An 18,586-nucleotide genomic window follows, 5' to 3' on the forward strand; every position below is an offset into this window, starting at 1 on the left:
CATCCTGTCCTTGCCGTTGCATCGGTTGTCGTTGCGGCTTCCGAATGCGTGAAATCGGCATGGATGATGTCGGCGCGCGCCATGCCCCGCTAGCCCGATCCGGTGCGCCTTAGCCTGGGGGCGCATCAAAGGCGCGGGGGGACGGAAGCGGTGCGGAAGGGCTTTTTCGCGGTTCCTCACTCCGTCGCGCTCAGATGATGAACTTCGCGGGATCAGGCTAGCGCGGCTGGCCGATCTGGGTTCGATTATGGCGGTACCAGAAAAACAAAATGCCAATCGAGACGGGGAGTCGAAAATGGAAGATGAAAGCTGCAAACCCATATCGTCCGGCCGCGCGGCCCGGCGTCTGCAATCGGGTTCGGTGCGCGCGCTGGTCGCCGGGCTGGCGCTGGCGTCCGGAGCGCCCGTTCTGGCGCAGCAGGCGCCGGAAGACCCGGCTGCGAGCCAGAATAGCGGTATCGCGGAAATCACCGTCACCGCCCGCCGCCGCGCGGAGTCGCTTCAGGACACGCCGATCTCCATATCGGCGGTGACTTCGGAAGGTCTGGCGCAGCGGGGGATCGATAATGTCACGCAGATCGGAGACTTCACCCCGAACGTGAAGTTCAACAGTTCGGTGCCGGTATCGGCCAGCAACGCCACGGCGGCGATCTTCATTCGCGGCATCGGGCAGAATGACTATCAGCTTTCCGCCGATCCGGGCGTGGGACTGTATCTGGATGGCGTCTATATTTCGCGGGGGGTCGGCAATGTGCTCGACGTCCTCAATGTCGAGCGGATCGAAGTGCTGCGCGGGCCGCAGGGGACTTTGTTCGGCCGCAACACCATTGGCGGCGCGGTGAGCGTCGTCACGAAGAAGCCCGCCGACGATCTGGGGGCCAGCCTGGAGCTGACGACCGGCAGCTACGACCGGGTGCAGATCAAGGGCTCGATCGACGTGCCGCTGGCCGAGGGGGTCTATACCAGCCTTTCGGGCTTCTATCATATGCGCGACGGCTATGTGAAAGGCACGGTGCCGCTGGCGCCGGACCTGGGCGACACCAATACGATGGCGGGGCGTTTCGCGCTGCGGCTGGAGCCGACGAGCAAGCTTTCCATCAACATCGCCGTCGACGGCACGCGGTCGCGGGAGGAAACCGCGCCCAACGTCATGCTGGCGGTCGATGAGAACGCGCCGGCGGCACAGGTGTGGAACGGCCTTTATTCGGGCGCGGCGGGCATCTGCACCGACCTGTCCAACCCGGCCCGGCTGTCCGACACGCGCTGTTACAACAGCCAGTGGGCGCAGGCGCCCTATCGCCATGGCGGGACGTTCCGGGCGGTGTCGAGCGTCTTCGACAATTTCGGGAAGCGGCGTTACCAGTCGGCGTCGGACCTCAATATCTGGGGCGTTTCCGGCACGGTGGAATGGCGGTTGGGCGAGAATGTGTCGGCCAAGTCCATCACCGCCTATCGCAAGGTGACGGGCTTCTGGACCCGCGATTCCGATCATAGCCCGGCCAGCATCGTCCAGACCAAGAGCGACTGGAAGCAGGATCAGTTTTCGGAAGAACTGCAACTGATCGGCGATGCGCTCGACAGTCGTTTGAACTGGGTCGTCGGCGGCTATTATTCGAAGGAAAGCGGCAATCACCAGGATCTGGTCAATATTGTCGACGCCGTCTTCATGAGCGGTGCGATCCTCGATGGGCGGAGCCTTGCCGCCTTCGGTCAGGCGACGTTTGAGATCGTCCATAATCTCAGCCTGACCGGCGGCATACGCTGGACCGAGGACAAGAAGACATTCGACAATGGCAATCAATATGTCGTGGCGGCGGGCTTCCTGACGGGGCAGCCCTTCAATCCCGACGGGTCGGGGTTGCAGGACGGCGATCCGCTGATGGGCCCGCCGGGACGGACGACGATCAAGGACCGCGCCTGGACGCCGATGGCCAGCCTTTCCTATCGCTGGTCGCCCGAATTCCTGACCTACGCATCCTATTCGCAGGGGTTCAAGGGCGGCGGCTTCACCCAGCGCGTCTTCCCGCCCTTCGCCAATATTCCGTCCTTCCGGCCGGAGACCAGCACCACCTATGAAGTCGGCTTCAAGTCCGACCTGTTCGACCGGCGGCTGCGGGTGAACGGCGCGGCCTTCGTCAACGATTATGACGATCTGCAGATCACGGTGAACGACCCGCGTCTGGGCTTCGCGCCGATCATCCAGAATGCGGCGAAGGCGCGCATCAAGGGGCTGGAGCTGGAAGTGCAGGCCCGGCCGACCGAGGCGCTGAAGCTGGAGGCGGGGCTCGGCTATCTGGACGCGAAATATCGGCAGGTGGACATCCGGGCGCTCAACAGCGGCGTGACCAGGGATTCCCATTTGCAGAATGCGCCCAAATGGACGCTGAGCGCGGGGGCTTCCTACGACATTCGGGTCGACGGGGTGGGCCGGTTCACGCCGCGGGTCGACTGGTCCTACCGGTCGAAGGTCTATAATGACGCGGTGAACAGCCCGCTGCTGATCCAGAAGGGCTATCATCTGGTGAACGCCTCCATCGGCTATAGCGACGAGCCGGAAAGCTGGCTGATCACGCTGGGCGTCAAGAACCTGACCAAGCAAGTCTATCTGGGATCGGGCTTCGTGGATTCCTTCGGCGGGATCACGGAGGGGGCGTTCGGGCGGCCCCGCGAATGGTTCCTGAGCGCGCGGCGGACCTTCTGACAATCATGCGGGCGCCGGTCTTCCCGGCGTCCGCCCTGGCGGGCGAGGACGGCATGGCGGAAATATGGGAACGCAGGGTCGAGCGGCTGGAGGCGTTGCGCGACATCGATGCGCTGATCGTCGACCTTTCGCGGGCCTTCGATGCGGGGCCTTCGGCGGAGATGCTGCGGCCGCTTTTCACCGAGGATGCGGTCTTCCGGGTCGACCGATACGGGCTGTTGTCGGGTGGGGACGCCATCGCTGAGGGTGTGGCGGGCAATGCGGAGCAGGGGTTCAGATGGACCCTGCATTATCTGGTTTCGCCCAAGGTGACGCTCGATCCCGCTTATGAGCGGGCGGACGTGGAATTCATGCTGTGGGAGGTTGCGACCTCAGCCAGCGGGCGGGCCTATTGGATCGGCGGGCGCTATGTCGCGGACGTGCGGAAGATGGCGGGCGGCTGGCGGTTCGGTGCGCTGGAACTGCGGGCCGATCTGATCTCCCACTATCCCGATGGGTGGCGGGACAAGCCAGAGGCTTTGGGAGATGCGTGATGTTGGAGCATGTCCTGTTAGGAAAGAGGAGGGCTTCGACAGGCTCAGCCCGAACGGGGGCGGGTCGGCACGCTGTTGCCCTGGGTCCTGTGGCGAAGAAGCGATAGAGTTTACGGGAAATATCGGAGAGTAGGATGACCACGACATGCACGGCGGAAGACTTGCGCCATATCAACCGCAGCGTCGATGATATTCGCGAAGAACTGGGCGTCGATCCGGTATCGGTGCGGGCGATCAGCGATCCGGCCATTTACGAACTGGAGCGCGAGAAAATCTTCCGCAAGACCTGGCTGAAGGTCGCGACAAGTTGGGAGCTGCCTCATGTCGGCGACTATAAGGTCAAGGAACTGCCGGTGGCGGATGCATCCGTGCTGATCGTGCGGGGCAAGGACGGGCGGATCAGGGCCTTCCACAATGTCTGCACCCATCGCGGGAACAAGGTCGTTCCGAGCAGCGGTTTCGAGACTTTCGGGCGGTCGCGCGCCAATGTCGTCGCCTGCCGCTTCCATGGCTGGGTGTTTTCGACCGACGGGCCATTGCGTTCCGTGCCGATGAAGGAGAAGTTCGGCAAGCTGGATACCGCCTGTCTTGGCCTGCGCGAAATCCATTGCGATAGCTGGGAAGGTTTCGTCTTCATCCATTTCGATGCCGAACCGGCGCAGACGCTGACCGACTATCTGGGCGATTTCGGCCGGTTGTTCGGCGGCTATCCCTATGCGGAATCGACCACCGCCTTCCGCTATTCGACGGTGCTGAACTGCAACTGGAAGGTCGCCCATTATGCCTTCAGCGAAGGCTATCATGTGCCGACCATCCATGCCGGGTCGCTGCCGGGCTTCAAGGGGGTGGAGCATGGCGATTTCAAGCTGATGGGGCCGCATGCCTCCTCCACCATCTATGGGGCGGGGATGGACACGGCGCCGTCGACGCTGGCCTTCGCGTCGATGCTGAGCACGACCGAGCGCCATCGCCCGCGGCCCGACCAGTTGCCGCCCGCGATCAACCCGGAGCGGCGGGCGGATTTCCAGTTCGAACTGCCCAATCTCTTCCCCAATTTCATCATCCATCTGGCGTCGGGCTGCGGCTATCCGGGCATGTCCTTCTTCACGCACCAGTTCTGGCCGCTCGACCATGGGCGGACGCTGTGGGAGGGGATCAACTATTTCCGGCCCGCCCAGAATGCGGCGGAACAGGTGGCGCAGCAGCATGTGAACGCGCTGCACCGGAACGCCTGGCTGGAGGATACCGCCACCATGGAGGACACTTTCGCCGGCATCATGTCCGGATCGATCGACGCGATGCAGTTGATGGATCAGGAATTCCTGATCCGCCACGCGGCGCGCACGCTCGACACCTATCTCGCGGCTTGAGGATTTTAGCATGACCGACCCGATACTCCCCGCGCCCTTTGCCGATCTGGCGCCGCTGGCCGCCCATTGGGCGCGGCCCAGCGAGAATGAGCGCAGCGAGATACGCTGGAGCGCCAGCGCCGCCGATTTCAGGGCGCTGTATGAGGCGATGATGCCGCGTCTGGACGCAATATTGCGGCTGTTGTCGGAGCATCCGGCCAGCGGCATGCCGGAGGATGTCCATAATCTCTTCCTGCTGGCCTGCGCCTTTGCCGAGGCGTCGCCGCATCATGAGCTTTACGGGGGCAGCAGCGCCGTTCCCTTCAGCTTCGATGCGCGGCGCTTCGTGCGCATGGATGGCGATGCCGCGCTCTGAGCGTTCCCACGGAAACTGAGCGGTCCCATAGCAACAAAGGGTAGTTCCAATGTCTGACGCGCGTTCGCATATCGAGGTTCATGACTATAGCGGCGGGATCGTCGGGCCGGGCATCGCGCCGGCCGGGACGGTTCGCGACGGCGGCACCATCCGCACCGGCACGCCGCCGGGCTGCTGGGGGCCGATGATCACGCCGAAATTCCAGGGCGGGCATGAAGTCACCCGTCCCGTGCTGGTTGAAGGGGCGGAGGTCGGGGACGCCATCGCCATCACGCTGAAGACCGTGCGGGTGACGTCGCTCGCCACCTCTTCGGGCGTGATGGAATTTGTCGAGGGGCGCTATGTGGGCGATCCCTTCGTCGCGAAGCTGTGCCCGAGCTGCGGCACGACCGCGCCGTCCAGCCATATCGAAGGCATTGGGGACGAGGCGGTGCGCTGCGACAATTGCGGGGCGGAGGTGAATGCGTTCCGCTTTTCCAACGGCTATGTCATCGTGCTGGACCGGGAAAACAATGTGTCGCTGACCGTGAGCAAGGATGTCGCGGAACGGATCGCCGGGGATGCGCGGAATATTGCGGCCATTCCGGACGGGGCGGACCAGCATTCGATCCTGGCGCTGGCGCGGGCGGATATTGCGGGCCTGGCGAGCCGCATGCGGCCTTTTCTGGGCAATATCGGCACGGCGCCGTCCCGCGACCTGCCGGATTCGCATAATGCGGGGGATTTCGGGTCGTTCCTGATCGATGCGCCGCATGGCTACAGCTTCACGCAGGAGGAGTTGGACCGGCACAAGACCGATGGGCATATGGACACCAATTCGGTGCGGGAGGGCGCGATCCTCATCTGCCCGGTCAAGGTGCCCGGCGGCGGCGTCTATATGGGCGACATGCATGCGCAGCAGGGCAATGGCGAGATTGCCGGCCATGCCACCGACGTGTCGGGCGTGGTCGAGCTGGAAGTGAAGGTGATCAAGGGGCTGAAGCTGGACGGCCCAATCCTGTTGCAGCATCGCGACGACCTGCCCTTCCTGGCGCAGCCGATGAGCCGGGAGGAGCGCGCGGCGGTCGGGCGGCTGGCCGAGCGCCATGGGCAGAAGGTGATAGAGGACAATGCGCCGATCACCTTCATCGGTTCGGGGCCGACGCTGAACGACGCGACCAGGAACGGGCTGACCCGCGCCGCCGAGGTGACGGGACTGCCCTATGACGAGATCCTCAATCGCGCGACCATCGCCGGGTCGATCGAGATCAGCCGGTTGCCCGGCGTGGTGCGCGTCACCTTCCTCTGTCCGACGCCGATCCTGGAGCGGATGGGCGTGGCGGAGCTGGTGCGGCGGCAATATGGCACGCAGGCGTGATCGCCATGAGCGGGGCGAAAATGCCGGGATCGGTCGTCATCGGCCGCGATGTCGTGGACCGCATGCTGCATCTGGAGACCGGCCGGACCGACGAGGCGCTGAACGCGCGGTTCGGCATCAGCTATAATAGCTGGCGCAAGATCATTGCGGGGCGGCCGGTCCGGTCGTCCATGGCCGCCCGGCTGGTGCGGCGCGTCGAGAGCATCGAGCCGGGTGTCTGATACCTTGCCGGTATGAAATCGAACCGAAACGGCATTTTCCCTTGCCGATCGGCCTTTCTATCTGTTCCGGACTGCAACGGAGAATTCATGGCGTCCTCCATCACCATCGATAGCGTCGAGGCCTTCATACTCGACGTGCCGACCATCCGGCCGCATGTGCTGTCGGTCGCGACGATGCAGTCGCAGGCGATGGTCATCGTCCGGCTGGTCTGTTCCGACGGGGTGGAAGGGATAGGCGAGGGAACGACCATCGGCGGCCTCAGCTATGGCGCGGAAAGTCCGGAGGGCATCAAGCTGGCCGTCGACACCTATTTCGCGCCGGTCCTGACCGGGGCGGACGCCACGCGCCCGGCCGCGATCATGGCCCGGCTGCGCAGGGAGATCGCCGCCAATCATTTCGCCAGGAACGCGGTGGAGACGGCGCTGCTCGACGCGCAGGGCAAGCGGCTGGGCGTGCCGGTCAGCGAATTGCTGGGCGGGCGGGTGCGCGACCGGTTGCCGGTGCTCTGGACGCTGGCCAGCGGCGATACGGCGCGCGACATAGAGGAGGCGGAGGCGATGCTGGCGTCGCGCCGCCACGACGCCTTCAAGCTCAAGATCGGGAAGCGCCCGCTGGAGGCCGATGTCGCGCATGCGGCGGCGATCAAGAAGGCGCTGGGCGACCGGGCCAGCGTGCGGGTCGACGTGAACCAGGCGTGGAGCGAGGTGACGGCCAAGCGCGGGTTGGCGATGCTGGCCGATGCGGGCGTCGACCTGGTGGAGCAGCCGATCAGGGCGAGCAGCCTTTCGGGCATGGCGCGGCTGACCGCGATGGGCCGCCTGGCAGTGATGGCGGACGAGGCGCTGTACGGGCCGGAGACGGGCTTTGCCTATGCCGCCGCCGGGGCCGCCGACGTGTTCGCGATCAAGATCGCCCAGGCCGGGGGGCTGACGGCCGCCAGGGGGCTGGCGGCCATTGCCGAAGCGGCGGGCGTGGCGCTCTATGGCGGCACCATGCTGGAGGGGGGCGTGGGGACGGTCGCGTCGGCGCAGTTGTTCGCGACCTTCGCCGATCTCGCCTTCGGGACGGAGCTGTTCGGGCCGCTGCTGCTGACCGAGGAGGTGCTGGCGCAGCCGCTGGACTATTCGGACTACAGCCTTGCCGTGCCGGACGGGCCGGGCCTTGGCATCGCGCTGAACCCCGATGCGGTCGCCGCCTTCCGCCGCGACGCGCCCGCGCGCACCACCGTCCTTCTTTCCGGACAGGCGAAGGGATAGGCCGATGCTGTTTCACGTCACCATGGATGTCCATGTTCCGCACGGTTGCGACCCGGCGCGCTTCGAGCAGTTGAAGGCGGCGGAAAAGGCGCGTTTCCAGCAGTTGCAGCGGGACGGGACATGGCGGCACATCTGGCGGGTGGTGGGCCGGTACAGCAATGTCAGCATCTTCGATGTGGAGGACAATGCGCAGCTCCACGACCTGCTGACCAGCCTGCCGCTCTATCCCTTCATGGAGGTGAAGGTGACGGCGCTGTGCCGCCATCCTTCCTCGCTCCACGACGATGATCGCTGATATTCAAACTTCCGGAGAGGTGAACATGACCGAAGATTTCGTGAACGGCGCAGCGGTCCAGGCCCTGCTCGACCGGGCCAGCGGCCTCGATGCCGAAGGCGGCGACGGGCGGCTGAAGGCCATCGTCCGCGAGCTGGCCGAAGCGGTGATGAGGACCATCGTCCGCCATGATGTGAGCGAAAGCGAATTCTGGGCCGCGATCCAGTATTTCCAGGAAGGCGCCGCTGAATTCGGCCTGATCGTGCCGGGCGTGGGGCTGGAGCATTTCATGGACCTGCTGATGGACGCCCGGGATGCCGAGGCGGGCAGGACCGGGGGGACGCCGCGCACCATCGAAGGGCCGCTCTATGTCGCGGGCGCGCCGCTGGTGGAGGGGGACGTCAACCTGAGCGACGATCCCGACGATACCGGCACGCTGTACATGAGCGGCGTGATCAGGGGGCCGGGGGGGGAGCCTGTCGAGGGTGCGATCCTGCACGTCTGGCACGCCAATTCGCAGGGCTGGTATTCGCATTTCGACCCGACCGGCGAGCAGACGCCCTTCAACAACCGCCGCCGCATCCGGATCGGCGGCGACGGGCGCTACAGCTTCCATTCGAAGATGCCCAACGGCTATAGCGTGCCGCCCGGCGGGGCGACCGACCGGCTGATGCGGGCGCTGGGCCGCCATGGCAACCGCCCGGCCCATGTGCATTTCTTCGTCGAGGCGCCCGGCTATCGCACGCTGACGACGCAGATCAACTTCGGGGACGATCCGTTCGCGGCGGACGATTTCGCCTTCGCCACGCGGGAAGGCCTGCTGCCCGTGCCGAACCGGCAGGGCGATGCCGCCACCATCGTCTTCGATTTCGAGCTGCAGAAGGCCGGCGCTTCCACCGAGGAGGGTTTTTCGTTACGGGCCCGCGCAGCGGTTTGAGAAGAGGCTTTTCCATGCAGAAGATTGTCGATAGTCCGAGGCGCGCGCTGGAAGGCCTGTTGTTCGACGGCATGACGATCATGTCGGGCGGATTCGGGCTTTCGGGCAATCCCGAAAGCCTGATCCCCGAGATCCGGGCATCGGGCGTGAAGGACCTCACCATCATCTCCAACAATGCGGGGGCCGACGGGTTCGGGCTGTGGATGCTGCTGGAGAGCCGCCAGGTGCGCAAGATGATCTCCTCCTATGTGGGGGAGAACAAGCTGTTCGAGAGCCAGTATCTTTCGGGAGAACTGGAGCTGGAGCTGAACCCCCAGGGCACGCTGGCCGAGCGCATCCGGGCGGGCGGCGCGGGCATCCCGGCCTTCTACACCAAGACGGGCGTGGGCACGGTGGTGGCGGAGGGCAAGCCGGTCGAGACCTTCGAGGGGGAGGAATATGTGCGGGAGAGCTGGCTGCGCGCCGACCTTTCCATCATCAAGGCGTGGCGCGCGGACCCCGCGGGCAACCTGATGTTCCGCAAGACGGCGCGCAACTTCAACCCGAACATGGCGACGGCCGGCAGGGTCACGGTGGCGGAGGTGGAGGAGATCGTGCCCGAGGGCGGTTTCGACCCCGACTGCATCCATACGCCCGGCATCTATGTCGACCGCATCGTGCTGAGCACCATCAACGAGAAGCGGATCGAGAAGCTGACGACGCGTCCGCGTGAGACCGGGGGGGCGCGTGAGACCGGGGAGGCGCGCGAGACCGTGGGAGGGGCGGCCTGATGCCCTGGACCCGCGACGAGATGGCGGCCCGCGCCGCGAAGGAACTGCGCGACGGTTATTATGTGAACCTGGGCATCGGCATTCCGACGCTGGTGGCGAACCATGTGCCCCGGGGGGTGAACGTCACGCTGCAGAGCGAGAACGGCATGCTGGGCATCGGCCCCTTTCCCCATGAGGGTGAGGCGGACCCGGACCTGATCAACGCCGGCAAGCAGACGATCACCGCGCTGCCGACCAGCAGCTTCTTCTCCTCCGCGGACAGTTTCGCGATGATCCGGGGCGGGCATATCGACATGGCCGTGCTGGGCGCGATGGAGGTGGCGGCGAACGGCGACCTCGCCAACTGGACCATCCCCGGCAAGATGGTGAAGGGCATGGGCGGCGCGATGGACCTGGTCGCGGGCGTCAAGCGCGTGGTCGTGGTGATGGACCACAGGTCGAAGGACGGCAGCCCGAAGATATTGGAGCGCTGCACCCTGCCGCTGACCGGCAGGGGCGTGGTCGACCTGATCGTCACCGATCTGGGCGTGATCGCGGTGGACCGCAGGGCAGGCGGGCTGAGGCTGGTCGAAACGGCGCCGGGCGTCACCGTGCAGGAGATCGCGGCGGGCACCGGCGCGCCGATCGACGTCGCCGGCGTGGCCGCCGCCGCATGAGCGAGGCCTTCCTCTGCGATGCGGCGCGCACCCCCATCGGCCGCTATGGCGGAAGCCTGGCGGGCGTCCGCGCCGACGATCTCGCCGCCATCCCGTTGCGCGCGCTGATGGGGCGGAGCGGCGTCGATCCCGCCGCCGTCGACGACGTGATCCTGGGCTGCGCCAACCAGGCGGGGGAGGACAACCGCAATGTCGCGCGCATGGCCGCGCTGCTCGCGGGGTTGCCCGACAGCGTCGGCGGATCGACCGTCAACCGGCTCTGCGCGTCCGGACTGGACGCCGTGGGCTCCGCCGCGCGAGCCATCCGCGCGGGCGACGCCGAACTGATGATCGCGGGCGGGGTGGAGAGCATGAGCCGCGCCCCCTTCGTCATGCCCAAGCCCGAGAGCGCCTATTCGCGCAGCAATGCGATCCATGACACCACCATCGGCTGGCGCTTCGTCAATCCCCGGATGAAGGCGCTCTACGGCGTCGATTCCATGCCTGAGACGGGCGAGAATGTGGCGGCCGACTTCGGCATATCGCGCGCCGATCAGGACGCCTTCGCCCTGCGCAGCCAGCAGGCGGCGGCCGCTGCGCAGGCATCGGGCTATTTCGCCGAGGAGATCGTGCCGGTCGCCGTCGCGGACCGCAAGGGTCGCGAAACCGCGGTCGACGCGGACGAACATCCCCGCCCGGACACGACGATGGGGATGCTGGCGGCGCTGAAGCCGGTGGTGCGGCCGGACGGCACGGTGACGGCGGGCAACGCATCGGGGGTCAATGACGGCGCGGCGGCGATGATCGTCGCCAGCGAGGCGGCGGCGAAGACCCATGGACTGACGCCCCGCGCCCGCATCCTGGGCATGGCGAGCGCCGGCGTGCCGCCGCGCGTCATGGGCATCGGGCCGGTGCCGGCCACGCGGAAGCTGATGGCGCGGCTGGGCCTGTCCATCGACCGGTTCGACGCCGTCGAGCTGAACGAGGCATTCGCCAGCCAGAGCCTGGCGGTGTTGCGGGGGCTGGGCCTTGCCGACGACGACCCGCGCGTCAACGCCCATGGCGGGGCGATCGCCCTGGGCCATCCGCTGGGCATGTCGGGCGCGCGCATCGCAATGACGCTGGTGCATCGTCTGGAACGGACGGGCGGCAGGCTGGGCCTAGCGACGCTGTGCATCGGCGTCGGCCAGGGGCTGGCGCTGGCGGTGGAGCGGGTCTGATGGAGAAGCGGTTCGTCACGACCGGCGACGGATGCCGCATCGCATGGCGGATGGACGGTCCGGAGGATGCGCCCGTCCTGCTGCTGTCCAATTCGCTGGGCACCGGGCTGGAGATGTGGACGCCGCAGATGGCGGCATGGACGCGGGCCTTCCGCGTGCTGCGCTACGACCAGCGCGGCCATGGCGCGTCGGACGCGCCGGCGGGCGGCTATTCCATCGACCGGCTGGGGCGGGACGCGATCGAGCTGCTCGATGCGCTGCGGATCGACGCGGTGGATTTTTGCGGGCTGTCGCTGGGCGGGATGGTCGGGCAATGGCTGGGCATAAGGGAGCCGCGCAGGCTGCGGCGGCTGGTGCTGGCCAACACGTCGAGCTTCATGGGGCCGCCCGCCGCCTGGGACGCGCGGATCGCGCTGGTGCGCGAGCGGGGCATGGCGCCGTTGGCGGAGGCTTCGGTCGAGCGCTGGTTCACCGCGGCCTTCGCCGCGCGCGGCGGGGACGCCATCGCGCCCGTCGCCGCGATGCTGCAGGCGACCGATCCGCAGGGCTATGCCGGCTGCTGCGCGGCGATCCGCGACATGGACATGCGGCGGACGGTGGCGCTGATCGAGGCGCCGACGCTCGTGATCGGGGGCACGAAGGACCCGGCCACCCCGCCGCCGCACAGCGAGGCGCTGGGCCGGTCGATAGCGGGGGCGCGGCTGACGATGCTGGAGGCGGCGCATCTCGCCAATGTCGAGCAGCCCCAGGCCTTTGCAGAGGCGGTGACGGCGTTTCTTGGCTGAGCCGAAGTCCGTCCTGCGTGGACGGCGCCCTGCTTCACCGAGGGGTCGGTCCTAACGACGGGTCAGGCGGCGGCGGTTCTTGCCCACGGCCTTGCGATAATGGGCGGTGGAAGCGTGCATGACGGAAAGCGGCGTCGTGCCGAGCGCGCCGGTCATCGCCTTCCACTGCAGCAGGGCGGCGGCTTCGATCTTCTCCGCCACCATCTTCTGCGCCTCCAGCGCCGCCGCCGGATTGCCGGCCAGCAGCCGGGGCAGTCGAAGGCCGATCACCATCGCCGCCTCCAGGCCGAGGCTCCAATAGCCCAGTGCCACGCTCATCGGGTCCACCTGCCGCATGTCGATTGTCTCCATTGCCTTCCGGCGATGACGCCCGAGTCCTTAAAGTCGATCCCCGCGATAGCGCAATGGTGCGCGCTGTCACCCTCCTTCCGCCGGGCGGCGGCCGGTTCCTGATCCATGTAAGGCGGTTTTCGAGGAACCCGCCTCCGATCCCATGGGTTTTCTGGGCAAGCTTCGATGCGCGGGCATTGCGGCATCACAGGACGGGAGAGTGAAGCAATCGTGGCGACATCGTTCGAAGACAGGGTGGCGCGGGGCGCATGGGGCGCCGCCGAGGGCCGCGGTCCGGAATATCTGGCTCTCGCCTTTCGGGAGTTCTTCAGGAATCCGATGGCGGTCGGCTCCGCCTTTCCCGCTTCGCGCTATCTGGTCGAGCGCATGCTGTCCCCCATCGCCTGGGGCCGGATGGATTGCGTGGTCGAATATGGGCCGGGCACGGGCATCTTCACCCGCGCCCTGCTGGACCGGCTGCCGGGCCATGCGCGGTTGCTGGCCATCGACACGAGTGCGGGCTTCATCGATCATCTGCGCGAGGCGACGCCCGACAGGCGGCTGATCGCCGTTGCCGGTTCCGCCGATGCCGTGCGCGCCATCATGGCCGATCATGGGCTGGACGAGGCCGATTGCATCCTGTCGGGCCTGCCCTTCTCCACTCTGGCGCCGGACCGGGCGGAGCGGCTGATGGAGGCGAGCGCGCGGGCGCTGGCGCCGGATGGACGGTTCCTCGCCTATCAGATGCGGAAGGCCGTGCAGCCCCTGCTGGAGCGGCGGTTCGAAACGGTCGAGACGGGTTTCGAATGGCGCAATGTGCCGCCATGCCATCTTTACTGGGCGGCGCGTCCGTTCCGGGGATAACGGGCGGGACACCCGCCTGCGGGAGAGGGGGAATTCCGGCCCCCTCCCGCCATTTCGTCCTTTTGCGGCGGGAACTTCAGTTGCCGGTGGGGGCCAGATCGGCGATCAGGTCCAGCACCTGGCGCGCATGGTCCTTCCGGCAGATGAGCAGGTCCGGCAGATAGACGTCCTCCCGGTTGTAGAGGAGCGGCGATCCGTCGAGGCGGCTGCAATGGAGGCCATGGGCGAGGGCGACGGCGACCGGGGCGCAGCTGTCCCATTCATATTGGCCGCCCGAATGGAGATAGATGTCGGCCTGTCCCAGGATCACCGCCATCGCCTTTGCGCCCGCGCTGCCCATGGGGACGAGTTCGGCGTCCAGCCTTTCCGCGACGGCGACCGCTTCGGCGGCGGGGCGGGTGCGGCTGATCACCATGCGCAGCTTTTCCGGTGCGGGCGGAATGGGGCGGGGCTGGTCGGTGCGCAGCACGATGCCGCCGTCGAGGCCGGGCAGCGCCACCGCGCCCACCGTCGCCGCGCCGTCCACCGACAGGCCGACATGCACCGCCCAGTCGGCGCGTTCCTCCCCATATTCGCGCGTGCCGTCGACCGGATCGACGATCCAGACGCGCGACTTGCCAAGGCGGGAGCCGTCGCACTTCATCTCCTCCGACAGCAGGCCGTCCTCCGGGCGCTGTTCGCGCAGGGCATGGACCAGGAACTGGTTGGCGGTCTGGTCGCCCGCCTTGCCCAGCGCCCCGGCGCTGAACAGGCCGCTGTCGCGCACCGTGAGCAGCAGGCGCCCCGCAATGTCGGCCAGATGGGCGGCGAGATCGGCGTCGGTCATGCTCATGGGATCAGCCTCGCGATGATGGCTTCGGCCGCTTCTTCGGCGGTCATGGCGGTGGTGTCGACCCGGATTTCCGGATTTTCGGGCGCTTCATAGGGGCTGTCGATGCCAGTGAAATTCTTGAGCTCGCCGGACCGCGCCTTGCGGTAGAGGCCCTTGACGTCGCGCGCCTCCGCATCGGCGAGGGGGGTGTCGATATGCACTTCGATGAACTCGCCCGGCTTCATCATCTGGCGCACCATCTCGCGTTCAGCGCGGAAGGGCGAGATGAAGGCGGTGATGACGATCAGGCCGGCGTCGGTCATGAGCTTCGCCACCTCGCCCACGCGGCGGATATTCTCCACCCGGTCGGCGTCGGTGAAGCCCAGATCCTTGTTCAGCCCATGGCGGACATTGTCGCCGTCGAGCAGGAAGGTGTGGCGGTTCATCCGCGCCAGCTTCTTTTCGACAAGGTTGGCGATGGTCGACTTGCCCGCCCCCGAAAGCCCGGTGAACCACAGCACGGCGGGCTTCTGGTTTTTGAGGCCCGCGTGGAATTCGCGGGTGACGTCGGTCGCCTGCCAATGGACGTTCTGCGCGCGGCGAAGCGAGAAGTGCAGCATGCCTGCCGCCACGGTGGCGTTGGTGATCTTGTCGATCAGGATGAAGCCGCCCAAGGTCCGGTTCGTCTCATAGGGTTCGAACACGATCTGGCGGTCGGTGGACAGGTTGGCGACGCCGATGGCGTTCAGCTCCAGCGTCTTGGCCGCCAGATGCTCCATCGTGTTGACGTTGACCTGATATTTGGGCTGCTGGATCGTGGCGGTGACGGTCTTCGTGCCGATCTTCAGCCAATAGGGGCGGCCGGGCAGCATTTCCTCATCCGCCATCCAGACGATGGTCGCCTCGAACTGGTCGGCGGCCTGGGGCGGGTTGTCGGACGCCGCGATCACGTCGCCGCGCGAGCAGTCGACCTCATCTGTGAAGCAGAGCGTGACGGACTGGCCGGCGACGGCTTCGTCAAGGTCGCTATCCAGCGTCACGATGCGGCTGACGGTGCTGGTCTTGCCCGACGGCAGGACGCGGATGGCGTCGCCCTTGCGTATCGTGCCGGTGGCGATCTGGCCGGAAAAGCCGCGGAAGTCGAGATTGGGGCGGTTGACCCACTGCACCGCCATGCGGAACGGCTTGAGCTGGTCGGAGACCTGATCGACCTCGACCGTTTCCAGATGCTCGATCAGCGCGGGCCCCTTGTACCAGGGGGTGTTTGCCGACGGGCCGGTGATATTGTCGCCCTTGAAGCCGGAAATGGGCATGGCCGTGAAGGCCTTGATGCCGATGCTATGGGCGAAATCGGTATAATCCTTGACGATGCCGTCATAGACCGCCTGGTCATAGTCGACCAGGTCCATCTTGTTGATGGCGAGGACGATGTTCCTGATGCCAATGAGGTGCGCCAGATAGCTGTGGCGGCGGGTCTGCGTCAGCACGCCCTTGCGCGCGTCGATCAGGATGACGGCAAGGTCGGCGGTGGACGCGCCGGTCACCATGTTGCGGGTGTACTGCTCATGGCCGGGCGTGTCGGCGACGATGAACTTGCGCTTTTCGGTGGCGAAGAAGCGATAGGCGACGTCGATGGTGATGCCCTGTTCCCGCTCTGCGGCGAGGCCGTCGACGAGGAGAGCGAAGTCGATCTCCTGCCCCTGGGTGCCGACGCGCTTGCTGTCCGCTTCGAGGGCGGCGAGCTGATCCTCGAAGATCATCTTGCTGTCGTAGAGCAGGCGGCCGATCAGCGTCGACTTGCCGTCGTCCACCGACCCGCAGGTGATGAAGCGCAGCATCGTCTTGTGCTGGTGCACCTCCAGATACTGGTCGATGTCCTCCGCGATGAGGGCGTCGGTCTTGTAGATGGGGTCGTCGAGCGTGTCGGTCATGTCATCTGTCCCGTCATGCCAGCGGAGGCTGGCATCTGGTTGATCTGGGTCGAAGGGTCGGTCTGCGAGAGGGTCTGCCATCGGGCCTGAGATCCCAGCGTTCGCTGGGATGACGGCTTGGGGTGGCGGCTCGTCAAAAATACCCCTCCTGCTTCTTCTTCTCCATGCCCGCGCCGCCTGCGTCCTTGTCGATGGCGCGGCCCTGCCGTTCCGATGTGGTGGTCAGCAGCGTTTCCTGGATGACCTCCGGCAAGGTCTTCGCCTCGCTCTCGACCGCGCCGGTCAGCGGGTAGCAGCCCAGCGTGCGGAAGCGGATCGAGCGCATCACCGGCTCCTCGCCCGGTTTCAGCGGGAAGCGTTCGTCATCGACCATCAGCAGCATGCCGTCGCGCTCCACCGTCGGGCGTTCCTCCGCGAAATAGAGCGGCACGATGGGGACGTCGTTGAGGTGGATATATTGCCAGATGTCCAGCTCGGTCCAGTTGCTGATCGGGAAGACGCGGATGCTCTCGCCCTTGTTCTTGCGGGCGTTGTAGAGGTTCCACAGTTCCGGCCGCTGGTTCTTGGGGTCCCAGCCGTGCGAGGCGGTGCGGAAGGAGAAGATGCGTTCCTTCGCCCGGCTCTTTTCCTCGTCGCGGCGGGCGCCGCCGAAGGCCGCGTCGAAGCCGTAGAGGTTGAGCGCCTGCTTCAGCCCCTCCGTCTTCCACATGTCGGTGTGCAGCGGGCCGTGGTCGAACGGGTTGATGCCGCGTTCCTGCGCTTCGGGATTTTGATAGACGAGCAGTTCCATGCCCGATTCCCGCGCCATGCGGTCGCGCAGCTCGTACATCGCCCTGAATTTCCAGGTGGTGTCGACGTGCAGCAGCGGGAAGGGCGGCGGCGAGGGGTAGAAGGCCTTGCGCGCCAGATGCAGCATCACGGCCGAGTCCTTGCCCACGCTGTACAGCATCACCGGCTTTTCGGCCTCCGCCACTACTTCGCGCAGGATATGGATGCTTTCCGCCTCCAGACGCTCCAAATGCGTCAGCCTTTTCGAATCGATCATGTTCACCGCCTTGTTTCGTGACTGCCTGATGGCAGAAGTGGCGAAGCTCTGGACCTCCCATATGGGAGGATATACATATTAGCCATGCGACTGGACGACGGCGGATTATTGGCGGCTCTCCATGAGGGTATGTTCGAGCAACCCCTTTGGCACGGGTTCCTCGACAGGCTGCGGGCGCGGTCGGGGGCCGCCTATGCCAGCCTGGCCTTCCGCCCGGTGGATGAGGAGCGGATCGTCGAACTCTATGCCGGGCCGCCGACGCCGCTGCATCTCGACCGGCTGTTCAACCAGAAATATGGGCGCGATCCCCTGCCGTACCGGCGGATGCGGGAGGCGCGGGTCTATACGCTGGACGAACTGCTCGACCCCGGCGACAGGGTGCAGCAAGGCTATCGCGCCGAGTTTCTGGAGCCGCTGGGCATCGCCAACATGCGTTCGGTCCGCGTCACCGAGCCGAGCGGCATGGACGCCTGGCTGAGCTGCGCGGGCGGGCGGGAAGTGGGATCGGGCGTCGGCGCGCTGCTGACCGCGCTGGTGCCGCATCTGCGCATCGCGCTGCGCAGCTTCGTCGCGTTCGAGCGGGAGAAGTTCCGTTCCTCGGTCAATTCGGAGGCGTTCGGGCGGCTCAATTTCGGCTGGCTGACGCTGGACGCCCAGTGCCGCATCGTCGACATGACGCCGCATCTGGAGCAGCTTTTCCAGCGGTCGCGGCTGTTGCGCCGGGGGCGTTATGACCGGCTGACGCCGGCTTCCCCGGCGGTCGACCGGGAACTGACCGCCTTGGTCAAGAGCTTCGCGGCGGATCGGGACGCGCGGCCGAGGGCGATCAACCTGAGCCGCGATCCGTTGATGGACATGCTGGTGCGGCCGATCCAGGACCGGTCGCTGTCCGCCCAGTCGGCGCCCGTCGCCATCGCCTATATCAGCGGGGACCGCTGGTCGCAGGCGGATCGTTGCGACCAGCTGGTCGACCTGTTCGGCCTGTCGCCCAGCGAGGCGCGGCTGGCCTGGGCCATCGCGCAGGGCATGTCGATCAGCGAGGCGGCCGCCGATCTGGGTCTGACGGTGGAGACGGCGCGGAATTATTCGAAGAAGATCTACGCCAAGACGGGGGCGCGGGGGCAGGCGGAACTGGTGCGCTATATTCTGACGAGCGTGCTGGCCCTGGCCTGATGGGGTTTGGCGGTGCG

The 18,586-nt window shown here is 66.4% G+C and carries 19 protein-coding genes; 15 read left to right on the forward strand and 4 right to left on the reverse strand.

Features of this window, described 5'->3' with window-relative positions; translation table 11 throughout:
- Positions 1-295 precede the first annotated feature (295 nt).
- The 13 genes from LDB29_RS21655 (at position 296) to pcaD (ending at position 12,415) form a co-directional block, all read left to right on the forward strand.
- Positions 296-2,701 (forward strand): TonB-dependent receptor, encoded by a 2,406-nt coding sequence (locus LDB29_RS21655; protein WP_257557769.1) that lies wholly within the window; start codon positions 296-298, stop codon positions 2,699-2,701.
- A gap of 5 nt (positions 2,702-2,706) precedes the next feature.
- Positions 2,707-3,234, forward strand: a complete 528-nt coding sequence (locus LDB29_RS21660) for a nuclear transport factor 2 family protein (protein ID WP_226870204.1) — start codon at positions 2,707-2,709, stop codon at positions 3,232-3,234.
- Between the two features lie 134 nt (positions 3,235-3,368).
- A complete protein-coding gene (locus LDB29_RS21665; RefSeq protein WP_257557771.1) occupies positions 3,369-4,604 on the forward strand; it encodes an aromatic ring-hydroxylating dioxygenase subunit alpha in 1,236 nt (411 codons plus the stop codon).
- A 10-nt stretch (positions 4,605-4,614) separates the two neighbouring features.
- Positions 4,615-4,959 (forward strand): hypothetical protein, encoded by a 345-nt coding sequence (locus LDB29_RS21670; protein ID WP_025548494.1) that lies wholly within the window; start codon positions 4,615-4,617, stop codon positions 4,957-4,959.
- 49 nt (positions 4,960-5,008) lie between these two features.
- Positions 5,009-6,316, forward strand: coding sequence for an acetamidase/formamidase family protein (locus LDB29_RS21675; protein ID WP_061937030.1), 1,308 nt, complete (start codon positions 5,009-5,011; stop codon positions 6,314-6,316).
- 5 nt (positions 6,317-6,321) lie between these two features.
- Positions 6,322-6,537, forward strand: coding sequence for a hypothetical protein (locus tag LDB29_RS21680; RefSeq protein WP_025548496.1), 216 nt, complete (start codon positions 6,322-6,324; stop codon positions 6,535-6,537).
- An 87-nt stretch (positions 6,538-6,624) separates the two neighbouring features.
- A complete protein-coding gene (locus LDB29_RS21685) occupies positions 6,625-7,794 on the forward strand; it encodes a muconate/chloromuconate family cycloisomerase (protein ID WP_257557773.1) in 1,170 nt (389 codons plus the stop codon).
- Positions 7,795-7,798: 4 nt separating this feature from the next.
- On the forward strand, positions 7,799-8,089 hold the full coding sequence (catC, locus tag LDB29_RS21690) for a muconolactone Delta-isomerase (protein ID WP_025548499.1): 291 nt from the start codon (positions 7,799-7,801) through the stop codon (positions 8,087-8,089).
- Positions 8,090-8,114: 25 nt separating this feature from the next.
- On the forward strand, positions 8,115-9,005 hold the full coding sequence (locus LDB29_RS21695) for a dioxygenase (RefSeq protein ID WP_257557775.1): 891 nt from the start codon (positions 8,115-8,117) through the stop codon (positions 9,003-9,005).
- A 14-nt stretch (positions 9,006-9,019) separates the two neighbouring features.
- A complete protein-coding gene (locus LDB29_RS21700) occupies positions 9,020-9,775 on the forward strand; it encodes a CoA transferase subunit A (RefSeq protein ID WP_257557776.1) in 756 nt (251 codons plus the stop codon).
- Positions 9,775-10,431, forward strand: a complete 657-nt coding sequence (locus LDB29_RS21705; protein WP_257557778.1) for a 3-oxoacid CoA-transferase subunit B — start codon at positions 9,775-9,777, stop codon at positions 10,429-10,431. Before LDB29_RS21700 ends, LDB29_RS21705 begins: the two co-directional genes overlap by 1 nt.
- Positions 10,428-11,630: a 3-oxoadipyl-CoA thiolase gene (gene pcaF, locus LDB29_RS21710; RefSeq protein WP_257557780.1), complete on the forward strand. Its 1,203-nt coding sequence runs from the start codon at positions 10,428-10,430 to the stop codon at positions 11,628-11,630. The genes LDB29_RS21705 and pcaF overlap by 4 nt, the downstream gene beginning before the upstream one ends.
- Positions 11,630-12,415 carry a 3-oxoadipate enol-lactonase gene (gene pcaD / locus LDB29_RS21715; protein ID WP_257557782.1) on the forward strand — a complete coding sequence of 262 codons (786 nt, stop codon included), beginning with the start codon at positions 11,630-11,632 and terminating at the stop codon, positions 12,413-12,415. Before pcaF ends, pcaD begins: the two co-directional genes overlap by 1 nt.
- A gap of 51 nt (positions 12,416-12,466) precedes the next feature.
- On the opposite strand, the gene LDB29_RS21720 is transcribed toward pcaD, so the two are convergent.
- On the reverse strand, positions 12,467-12,751 hold the full coding sequence (locus LDB29_RS21720; RefSeq protein WP_025548506.1) for a hypothetical protein: 285 nt from the start codon (positions 12,749-12,751) through the stop codon (positions 12,467-12,469).
- A gap of 225 nt (positions 12,752-12,976) precedes the next feature.
- Here LDB29_RS21720 and LDB29_RS21725 point away from each other — a divergent pair, with 225 nt between their 5' ends.
- On the forward strand, positions 12,977-13,609 hold the full coding sequence (locus LDB29_RS21725) for a class I SAM-dependent methyltransferase (RefSeq protein ID WP_257557784.1): 633 nt from the start codon (positions 12,977-12,979) through the stop codon (positions 13,607-13,609).
- Between the two features lie 76 nt (positions 13,610-13,685).
- Here LDB29_RS21725 and LDB29_RS21730 read toward each other — a convergent pair whose 3' ends face one another.
- The 3 genes from LDB29_RS21730 to cysD all read right to left on the reverse strand — a co-directional run bounded on the left by LDB29_RS21730 (position 13,686) and on the right by cysD (position 17,396).
- A complete protein-coding gene (locus LDB29_RS21730) occupies positions 13,686-14,435 on the reverse strand; it encodes a 3'(2'),5'-bisphosphate nucleotidase CysQ (RefSeq protein ID WP_061937016.1) in 750 nt (249 codons plus the stop codon).
- Positions 14,436-14,437: 2 nt separating this feature from the next.
- Complete coding sequence (cysN, locus tag LDB29_RS21735) at positions 14,438-16,351, reverse strand: sulfate adenylyltransferase subunit CysN (protein ID WP_257557787.1); 1,914 nt, start codon at positions 16,349-16,351, stop codon at positions 14,438-14,440.
- 133 nt (positions 16,352-16,484) lie between these two features.
- Positions 16,485-17,396 (reverse strand): sulfate adenylyltransferase subunit CysD, encoded by a 912-nt coding sequence (cysD, locus tag LDB29_RS21740; RefSeq protein WP_025548510.1) that lies wholly within the window; start codon positions 17,394-17,396, stop codon positions 16,485-16,487.
- 84 nt (positions 17,397-17,480) lie between these two features.
- Between cysD and LDB29_RS21745 the strand changes: the two genes are divergently transcribed.
- On the forward strand, positions 17,481-18,569 hold the full coding sequence (locus tag LDB29_RS21745) for a helix-turn-helix transcriptional regulator (protein WP_257557789.1): 1,089 nt from the start codon (positions 17,481-17,483) through the stop codon (positions 18,567-18,569).
- The last annotated feature ends 17 nt before the right edge of the window (positions 18,570-18,586 follow it).

It is taken from the genome of Sphingobium sp. CFD-2, from assembly GCF_024611135.1.
GTDB lineage: Bacteria > Pseudomonadota > Alphaproteobacteria > Sphingomonadales > Sphingomonadaceae > Sphingobium > Sphingobium fuliginis.

Coding starts and splice junctions, on each gene's coding strand:
- LDB29_RS21655 (WP_257557769.1), top strand. CDS start 296: ATGGAAGATGAAAGCTGCAAACCCATATCGTCCGGCCGCGCGGCCCGG.
- LDB29_RS21660 (WP_226870204.1), top strand. CDS start 2,707: ATGCGGGCGCCGGTCTTCCCGGCGTCCGCCCTGGCGGGCGAGGACGGC.
- LDB29_RS21665 (WP_257557771.1), top strand. CDS start 3,369: ATGACCACGACATGCACGGCGGAAGACTTGCGCCATATCAACCGCAGC.
- LDB29_RS21670 (WP_025548494.1), top strand. CDS start 4,615: ATGACCGACCCGATACTCCCCGCGCCCTTTGCCGATCTGGCGCCGCTG.
- LDB29_RS21675 (WP_061937030.1), top strand. CDS start 5,009: ATGTCTGACGCGCGTTCGCATATCGAGGTTCATGACTATAGCGGCGGG.
- LDB29_RS21680 (WP_025548496.1), top strand. CDS start 6,322: ATGAGCGGGGCGAAAATGCCGGGATCGGTCGTCATCGGCCGCGATGTC.
- LDB29_RS21685 (WP_257557773.1), top strand. CDS start 6,625: ATGGCGTCCTCCATCACCATCGATAGCGTCGAGGCCTTCATACTCGAC.
- catC (WP_025548499.1), top strand. CDS start 7,799: ATGCTGTTTCACGTCACCATGGATGTCCATGTTCCGCACGGTTGCGAC.
- LDB29_RS21695 (WP_257557775.1), top strand. CDS start 8,115: ATGACCGAAGATTTCGTGAACGGCGCAGCGGTCCAGGCCCTGCTCGAC.
- LDB29_RS21700 (WP_257557776.1), top strand. CDS start 9,020: ATGCAGAAGATTGTCGATAGTCCGAGGCGCGCGCTGGAAGGCCTGTTG.
- LDB29_RS21705 (WP_257557778.1), top strand. CDS start 9,775: ATGCCCTGGACCCGCGACGAGATGGCGGCCCGCGCCGCGAAGGAACTG.
- pcaF (WP_257557780.1), top strand. CDS start 10,428: ATGAGCGAGGCCTTCCTCTGCGATGCGGCGCGCACCCCCATCGGCCGC.
- pcaD (WP_257557782.1), top strand. CDS start 11,630: ATGGAGAAGCGGTTCGTCACGACCGGCGACGGATGCCGCATCGCATGG.
- LDB29_RS21720 (WP_025548506.1), bottom strand. CDS start 12,751: ATGCGGCAGGTGGACCCGATGAGCGTGGCACTGGGCTATTGGAGCCTC.
- LDB29_RS21730 (WP_061937016.1), bottom strand. CDS start 14,435: ATGACCGACGCCGATCTCGCCGCCCATCTGGCCGACATTGCGGGGCGC.
- cysN (WP_257557787.1), bottom strand. CDS start 16,351: ATGACCGACACGCTCGACGACCCCATCTACAAGACCGACGCCCTCATC.
- cysD (WP_025548510.1), bottom strand. CDS start 17,396: ATGATCGATTCGAAAAGGCTGACGCATTTGGAGCGTCTGGAGGCGGAA.
- LDB29_RS21745 (WP_257557789.1), top strand. CDS start 17,481: ATGCGACTGGACGACGGCGGATTATTGGCGGCTCTCCATGAGGGTATG.